Below are 8110 nucleotides of genomic sequence, written 5' to 3'. Positions count from 1 at the left end.
GGGTGTCTCCCCCCCCCCCCGCCGGCTCAGACGACGACCGAGACCATCCGGCCCTTCACCACGATCACCTTGCGCGGCTCCTTGCCGGCCAGGGTGCCGGCGACCGCCTCCAGCGCCGCCGCACGGACGGTCTCCTCGGAGGCGTCGGCGGGCACCTCGATCCGGCCCCGGACCTTGCCGTTGACCTGCACCGGGTAGGTGACCGACTCGGCCACCAGCAGGGCCGGGTCGGCGACCGGGAAGTCCGCGTACGCCAGCGAGTGCTCGTGACCCAGCTTGCGCCACAGCTCCTCCGCCATGTGCGGGGCGAACGGCGCGACCATCAGCACCAGCGGCTCGGCCACCTCACGCGGCGTCTCCGCCAGCCGGGTCAGGCCGTTGGTCAGCTCGATCAGCTTGGCGATGGCGGTGTTGAACCGGATGCCGTCCATGTCGGCGCGGACCCCGTCGATCGCCTTGTGCAGCAGCCGCCGGGTCGCCTCGTCGGCCGGCGCGTCGGTGACCCGCAGCTCACCGGTCTGCTCGTCGACGACGGTGCGCCAGACCCGCTGCAGGAACCGGTACGAGCCGACGACGGCCCGGGTCTCCCACGGGCGGGACACCTCCAGCGGGCCCATCGACATCTCGTACACCCGGAACGTGTCGGCGCCGTACGCCGCGCACATGTCGTCCGGGGTGACGACGTTCTTCAGCGACTTGCCCATCTTGCCGTACTCGCGCCGGACCTCGGTCTCGCCGTGGAACCAGCGGCCGTCGACCTCGACGACCTCCTCGGCGGGCACGTACGCGCCGCGCGGGTCGACGAACGCGTACGCCTGGATCATGCCCTGGTTGAACAGGCGGCGGAACGGCTCGAACGACGAGACGTGGCCCAGGTCGTACAGCACCTTGTGCCAGAAGCGCGCGTACAGCAGGTGCAGCACGGCGTGCTCGGCGCCGCCGACGTACAGGTCGGTGCCGCCGCAGTCACCCGGACGCTGCGGCCCCATCCAGTACGCCTCGTTCTCCGGGTCGGCGAAGCGCTGCGAGTCGGTCGGATCCAGGTAGCGCAGCTCGTACCAGCAGGAGCCGGCCCACTGCGGCATCACGTTGGTCTCGCGGGTGTAGCGCTTGGGCCCGTCACCCAGGTCCAGCTCGACCTCGACCCAGTCGCGACGCCGCGACAGCGGGGTCTCCGGGTTGCTGTCGGCGTCGTCGGCGTCGAACGTCTTCGGCGAGAAGTCCTCCACCTCGGGCAGCTCGACCGGCAGCATCGACTCGGGCAGCGCGATCGGCGCGCCGGTCTCGTCGTACACGATCGGGAACGGCTCGCCCCAGTAACGCTGCCGGGAGAACAGCCAGTCGCGCAGCCGCCAGGTGACCGCGCCGGCGCCGTGCCCGTTCGCCTCCAGCCACTCGATGATGCGCGCCTTGGCCTCGGTGACGCCCAGGCCGTCCAGGTCGATGCCGCGCTCCGGCGCGGCGCTGTTGATCGCCGGGCCGTCCCCGGTGTACGCCTTGCCGGCGAAGCCCTCCGGCGGCTGCACGGTCCGCACGATCGGCAGCTCGAAGACCTCGGCGAAGTCCCAGTCCCGCTCGTCCTGCGCGGGCACCGCCATGATCGCGCCGGTGCCGTACCCGGCCAGCACGTAGTCGGCGATGAAGATCGGGATCTGCCCGCCGGTCACCGGGTTGGTCGCGTAGGCGCCGACGAAGACGCCGGTCTTCTCCTTGCTGTCCGCCTGCCGCTCCATGTCCGTCTTGGCCGCGGCGGCCTTCCGGTACGCCTCGACGGCCTCACGCGGGCTCGCATGCCCACCGGTCCAGGCGTCCTTCGTCCCCTCCGGCCAGGCGGCCGGCGTCAGCACGTCGACCAGCTCGTGCTCGGGGGCCAGCACCATGTAGGTGGCGCCGAAGACGGTGTCCGGCCGGGTCGTGAACACCCGCACCGGCGCGGCGGCGGTCGGGAAGTCGATGTGCGCGCCGGTCGACCGGCCGATCCAGTTGCGCTGCTGCAGCTTGATCGGCTCCGGCCAGTCCAGTGTGTCCAGGTCCTCCAGCAGCCGGTCCCCGTACGCGGTGATCCGCATCATCCACTGCTTCAGGTTGCGCTTGAAGACCGGGAAGTTGCCGCGCTCGGAGCGGCCGTCGGCGGTGACTTCCTCGTTGGCCAGCACGGTGCCCAGGCCCGGGCACCAGTTGACCGGCGCCTCCGAGACGTACGCCAGGCGGTGGTCGTCCACGACGCGCCGCCGCTCCCCCACGGACAGCTCGGCCCACGGCCGCCCGTCCGGGGTGGCGCGGGTGCCGCCCTCGAACTCGGCGATCAGCTCGGCGATCGGCCGGGCCTTGCGTGCGTCCGTGTCGTACCAGGAGTTGAAGACCTGCAGGAAGATCCACTGCGTCCAGCGGTAGAAGTCGGTGTCGATGGTCGCCACCGACCGCCGCTCGTCGTGGCCCAGCCCCAGCCGGCGCAGCTGCGCCCGGTACCGCTCGATGTTCGCCTCGGTGGTGGTCCGGGGGTGGGTGCCGGTCTGCACCGCGTACTGCTCGGCGGGCAGGCCGAACGCGTCGAAGCCCATCGCGTGCAGCACGTTGCGCCCGGCCATCCGCTGGTAGCGGGCGTAGCAGTCGGTGCCGATGTAGCCCAGCGGGTGGCCGACGTGCAGGCCGGCGCCGGAGGGGTACGGGAACATGTCCAGCACGTACAGCTTCTCGGCGCCCGCGCGCGGATGACCCGGGTCGGCCAGCGGGCCGGTCGGGTTCGGCGCGTGGAAGGTGCCGTCCCGCTCCCAGGTGTCCTGCCAGCGGTGTTCGATCTCGTCGGCCAGTGCGGCGGTGTACCGGAACGGGGGAATGTCGGTCGCCGGTGCGGCTGCCTCACTCATGGCGTCTCCTCGGCGCGGATCGGGCGATTCGAAAAAATTGTGGGCGGTCTGCTGCGGGCACAAAAAAGCCCCTCGCGCAGGAGGGGCGGCCGTGCTGTCGCGCGTTCAGCGCATCAACACGGCTCGGTAAGAAGCAGGAAGAACCCGGCCATGCAGGCAGTGTACCTCGCAGCCCTCGGCGGCGGCGCGCCCGTTCCGCCCGGAGCGGCCGGTCCCCCGGTCCGGCGAATATTCCGGGCGTAACCGACCGACCACCTGCGGGAGTCGGCAGTAACGACAAACATGGTTAGCCTGAGAGGCCAGTGAGATTACTGCGGCAGACGTGGCTCGGCGTCGCGAACCCAACGGCGGGTCCAGGTGCTCTATAAAGAGCTGCCGTCCAGGCGACGAGGAGGAGGCCCGTGACACAACAGACCTGGGACGAGGTGGGCGGTCTGCTGCCGCACGACGAGTTCCGCGCCGCCAGCGAGGCCATCGTGGCCAACATCGAGCAGGTCATCGAGGGCAAGACCGCCACCGTCCGGCTCGCCCTGGCGGTGCTGCTGGCCGAGGGCCACCTGCTCATCGAGGACGTGCCCGGCGTCGGCAAGACCAAGCTCGCCAAGGCGATGGCCCGGTCCATCGACTGCTCGGTCCGGCGGATCCAGTTCACCCCCGACCTGCTTCCCAGCGACGTCACCGGCGTGAGCGTCTACAACCAGGAGACGCACGACTTCGAGTTCCGCCCCGGCGCGGTCTTCGCCAACCTGGTGGTCGGCGACGAGATCAACCGGGCCTCGCCGAAGACCCAGTCGGCGCTGCTGGAGTGCATGGAGGAGCGCCAGGTCACCGTCGACGGCGTCACCTACCAGTTGCAGACGCCGTTCATGGTGATCGCGACGCAGAACCCGATCGAGATGGAGGGCACGTACCCGCTGCCCGAGGCGCAGCGCGACCGGTTCACCGCCCGCATCGCCATGGGCTACCCGGACCCGCGCGCCGAGCTGGCCATGCTCGACGGGCACGGCGCCACCGACCCGCTGTCGGGGCTGCGGCCGGTCTCCGACGCGGCCACCGTGCGCCGGCTGATCGGTCACGTCCGGCAGGTGCACGTCGCCGACGCGGTCAAGCAGTACGCGATCGACCTGGTCACCGCCACCCGGGAGGCGCCGGACCTGCGCCTGGGCGCGTCCCCGCGGGCCACGCTCCAGCTGCTGCGCACCGCCCGCGCGGTGGCCGCCCTGGAGGGCCGCGACTACGTGCTGCCGGACGACCTCCAGGTCCTCGCGGTGCCGGTGCTGGCGCACCGGATCATCCCGACCGCCGACGCCCAGCTGGCCCGGCGCACCACCGACGCGATCGTCTCCGAGCTGGTGCACCGCCTGCCGCTCCCGCACGACCGGCAGCGTTCGCCGTACGACACCCGCCCCGGCGGCGGCAACAACGGCCGCGGGCCGTACGAGCCGCGGAGGCCGTGACGTGCGCGACGGCCTGCGTGGGCTGACCACCCGCGGCCGCTCCTTCCTGGCGGCCGCGGTGGCCGCGGCGATCTCCGCCGGCATCCTGGGCGAGAAGGACCTGCTCCGGGTGGCGGTCCTGCTCGCCGTCCTGCCGCTGCTGGCCGCCGCGTACGTCGGGCGCAGCCGGTACAAGCTGGCCTGCAACAGGTCGCTGGAGCCGCACCGGGTGCCGGTCGGGGCCAGCTCCCGCGTGGTGCTGCGGTTGCAGAACCTGTCCCGGCTGCCCACCGGCACGCTGCTGCTGGAGGACCGCCTGCCGTACGCGCTGGGCAGCCGCCCCCGGGTGGTGCTGGAGCGGCTCGGCGCGCACCAGGCCAGCTCCGTGGCGTACACCGTCCGGGCGGACGTGCGCGGCCGCTACGAGGTGGGCCCGCTGGTGATCCGGCTGACCGACCCGTTCGGGTTGTGCGAGCTGACCCGCTCGTTCCCCAGCACCGACCACCTCACGGTGATCCCGCAGGTCACTCCGTTGCCGTCGGTGCGGCTCCCCGGTGAGTACGCCGGCAGCGGCGACAGCCGGGCCCGCTCGGTAGCGGTGCACGGCGAGGACGACGCCGCCACCCGGGAGTACCGGATGGGCGACGACCTGCGTCGCGTGCACTGGAAGTCGACCGCCCGCACCGGCGAGCTGATGGTGCGCCGCGAGGAGCAGCCGTGGGAGAGCCGCGCCACCGTCGTGCTGGACACGCGCGCCGCCGGGCACCGGGGCGAGGGGCCGACGGCGAGCTTCGAGTGGGCGGTCTCGGCGGCCGCCAGCATCGCCGTGCACCTGCGCCAGGCCGGCTACAAGCTGCGCCTGGTCACCGGCAACGGCGCCGACGTCGCGGCGACCGAGGCCGGCGGTGAGGGCCTGCTCCTGGACCAGCTCGCCGACGTGCACCTGGACCGGCGCGGCGAGATCACCACGCTGGTGCAGCAGGTCCGGCAGCGGGCCGACGGCGGTCTGATCATCGCGTTGCTCGGCACGCTCGGCGCCGCCGAGGCGGAGCTGCTGGCCGGTTTGCGCGGCAACGGCGCGACCTGTGTGGCGTTCCTGCTCGACAGCAACACCTGGCTGAACCTGCCGCCGAAGGCCCGCACCGAGGCGGAACGGGCGCACGGCGCCGCCGCGCTCGCGCTGCTGCAGAGCGGCTGGCGGGTCATCGGGGTGGAGCACGGCAGCCGTCTGCCGGTGCTGTGGCCGCAGGCCGGGCGCGGATCGCAGGGATTCGCGCTGCGGGCGGCCCTGGCCGAGACGGTCGCCGGAGGCATGCGATGACCGGAAGGAAGCTCCCGTGACCCCCCATCGCAACATCGGGTTCGTCGCCGCGGCGGCGACCCTGCTGGCGGCGGCCCCGCTGTCGGCGATCTTCGAACGCTGGACGTGGCTGATCCAGGCCACCATCGTGGTCGCCGTGGTGGCCGGCTCGGCCGCGTTGAGCCGGCTGGCCCGGGCGCCGCTGTGGGGCCAGGTTCTGGCGATGCTCGCCGGCCTGACCCTGGGCCTGACGTGGATCTTCCCGAGCGGCGCCGAGCTGCTCGCGTTCATCCCGGCCCCGGGCACGTTCGCCCACTTCGGCGAGCTGACGCAGGCGTCGCTGGAGGACATGCGCTCGTACGGCGTGAAGGTGCCCGACGTCGACTCGCTGCTGTTCCTCGCGGTGCTCGGCATCGGCGCGGTCGCCGTGGTGGTGGACGTCCTCTCGGTCGGGCTGCGCCGGCCGGCGCTGGCCGGCCTGCCGATGCTCGCCATCTACTCGGTGCCGGTGGCGGTCTACCTGGACAGCGTCCCCGCCACCCCGTTCGTGGTGGGCGCCGCCGGCTACCTGTGGCTGCTGGTCACCGACAACGTCGACCGGGTACGCCGGTTCGGCCGCCGGTTCACCGGTGAGGGACGCGACGTCGACGTCTGGGAGGCGTCGCCGCTGGCCGCGGCGGGCCGCCGGCTGGCAGTGGTCGGCGTGGCGGTGGCGGTGGCGCTGCCGCTGGCCGTGCCCGGGATGACCGGCGGGCTGATGAACAACGTCGGCGCCGGGCCCGGTGAGGGCAACGGCCGGCCCGGCCAGGGGGGCAGCCCGGGCCGGATCGACCTGTTCGCAGCGCTCAGCGGCCAGCTCAACCAGAGCCAGGAAACCGAGCTGGTGAAGGTCAGCACCAACGAGCCGAGCCCGTTCTACCTGCGCCTCGGCGTGGTCGACGACCTGCGGCCGAGCGGCTTCCAGGCGCGCGTGCCCACCGGGCGGCCGGTCACCCGCGGCCTGCCCGACCCGAGCGAGCGCACCCCGCGTGGCGTCGAGCGGCAGCGCTACAAGGCCACCGTCGAGGTGTCGAAGAACCTGAACATGCCGCTGCTGCCGGTCTACGCCGATCCGGTGAAGGCGGACGACCTCAACGGCAACTGGCTGTACGACTCGAGCCAGCAGATAGTCTTCTCCAACCGGGAGAACGCCCGCGGCAAGAGCTACTCGTTCGAGTACGTGCGCTCGACGTTCAGCCCGGCGGCGCTGCGCGCCGCCCCGTCCCTGCCCGCGGACAGCCCGGTGAAGCGCCAGCAGACCGAGCGGCCGTCGGTCCCGGAGGTCGAGGATCTCGTCGACGAGCTGGTGAGGGGCAAGTCGAACGACTACGACAAGGTCCGCGCGATCTACGAGTACTTCTCCGTGGAGAACGGCTTCACCTACTCGCTGTCCACCCGCGACGGCAGCAGCGGGCAGGACATCACCGACTTCCTCGCCACCAAGGTCGGCTACTGCCAGCAGTACGCGGCGGCGATGGCCTGGCTGGTCCGGGCCGCCGGCATTCCGGCCCGGGTGGCTGTCGGCTTCACCAACGGCAGCAAGTCCGACGGCGGCACGTACGTGCTGACCAACCGCAACCTGCACGCCTGGACCGAGGTCAACTTCGGCAACGGGATCGGCTGGGTGCCGTTCGACGCCACCCCGGCGGCGAGCGTGCAGGGCTCGGTCCGCTCCGCCTGGGCGCCGGACACCGACGCCCCCGAGGAGGTCACCCCGTCGCCCGGCAGCACCGTCGCTCCCGGCGCCGCCGACCCGTCGGCCGGCCCGAACGAGGCGGACCGGCTCGACAAGGACACCGACCAGGGCCTGTCCCTGGGCGGAGGTGACCCGGCCGAGCAGAACCGGGTGTGGCCGTGGTGGCTGGCCGCGGCGCTGGCGCTGCTGGCGCTGTTCGCCGTACCGGGCCTGCGCCGCTCCACCCTGCGCCGCCGCCGGCGCGTCCGGGTCCGGGCGCCCTCGGCCACCGCGCTCGCGGTGCCGGGCCAGCGGGGCGAGGCACGGGAGGTCGTCGTCGGCGTGGACGCCGAGTCCGCCCGCGCCGACGCGCACGCCGCCTGGGACGAGCTGCTCGACACGCTCGTCGACTTCCACGTCCGGGTGGACCGCACGGAGACCCCCCGCGCGACCGCCGAGCGGCTGGCCCGGGAGGCGCTCACCGAGAACGGCGACGCCGCGACCGGGGTACGGCTGCTGGGCCGGGCCGAGGAGCGGGCCCGGTACGCGCGGGACCCGCTCGCCGGCGCGGAGTTGCAACCGGCGCTGCGGACGGTCCGGGGCGCGCTCGCGGCCGGGGCCGACCGCCGCACCCGGCTGCTGGCCGCGCTGCTGCCCCCGTCGGTGATCCAGCGTTGGCGGACCGCCCTGGCCGAGCAGTCGGCCCGGATCGTCACCACGAGCGGGCAGGCCCGGACGCAGATGCTGCGCTGGAGCCCACGCCGCCTGTTGGCGGGCCGCACGGCCCGCTGAC

At 73.1% G+C, this 8110-nt stretch carries 4 protein-coding genes; 3 read left to right on the top strand and 1 reads right to left on the bottom strand.

Annotation, left to right across the window (positions count from 1 at the left end):
- Nucleotides 1-26: 26 nt before the first annotated feature.
- Nucleotides 27-2867, bottom strand: coding sequence for a leucine--tRNA ligase (gene leuS, locus KBX39_RS16215; RefSeq protein ID WP_209962686.1), 2841 nt, complete (start codon nt 2865-2867; stop codon nt 27-29).
- Nucleotides 2868-3268: 401 nt separating this feature from the next.
- On the opposite strand from leuS, the gene KBX39_RS16210 reads away from it, so the two are divergent.
- The 3 genes from KBX39_RS16210 to KBX39_RS16200 are packed head-to-tail and all read left to right on the top strand — an operon-like array spanning nt 3269 to nt 8109.
- Nucleotides 3269-4324 (top strand): MoxR family ATPase, encoded by a 1056-nt coding sequence (locus tag KBX39_RS16210; protein WP_043329458.1) that lies wholly within the window; start codon nt 3269-3271, stop codon nt 4322-4324.
- Between the two features lies 1 nt (nt 4325).
- The gene (locus KBX39_RS16205) at nt 4326-5624 is read left to right on the top strand and encodes a DUF58 domain-containing protein (RefSeq protein WP_030500230.1); all 1299 of its coding nucleotides are present in this window, start codon (nt 4326-4328) and stop codon (nt 5622-5624) included.
- A 16-nt stretch (nt 5625-5640) separates the two neighbouring features.
- On the top strand, nt 5641-8109 hold the full coding sequence (locus KBX39_RS16200) for a DUF3488 and transglutaminase-like domain-containing protein (protein WP_210871330.1): 2469 nt from the start codon (nt 5641-5643) through the stop codon (nt 8107-8109).
- The last annotated feature ends 1 nt before the right edge of the window (nt 8110 follow it).

The sequence above is a fragment of the Micromonospora sp. D75 genome (assembly GCF_018070405.1).
In the GTDB taxonomy this organism is placed as follows: domain Bacteria; phylum Actinomycetota; class Actinomycetes; order Mycobacteriales; family Micromonosporaceae; genus Micromonospora; species Micromonospora chalcea.
This window is presented reverse-complemented; position numbering and strand designations above follow the sequence as displayed.

Bases quoted from the DNA above. Each gene is read 5' to 3' on its own strand.
- leuS (WP_209962686.1), bottom strand. From the start codon at position 2,867: ATGAGTGAGGCAGCCGCACCGGCGACCGACATTCCCCCGTTCCGGTAC.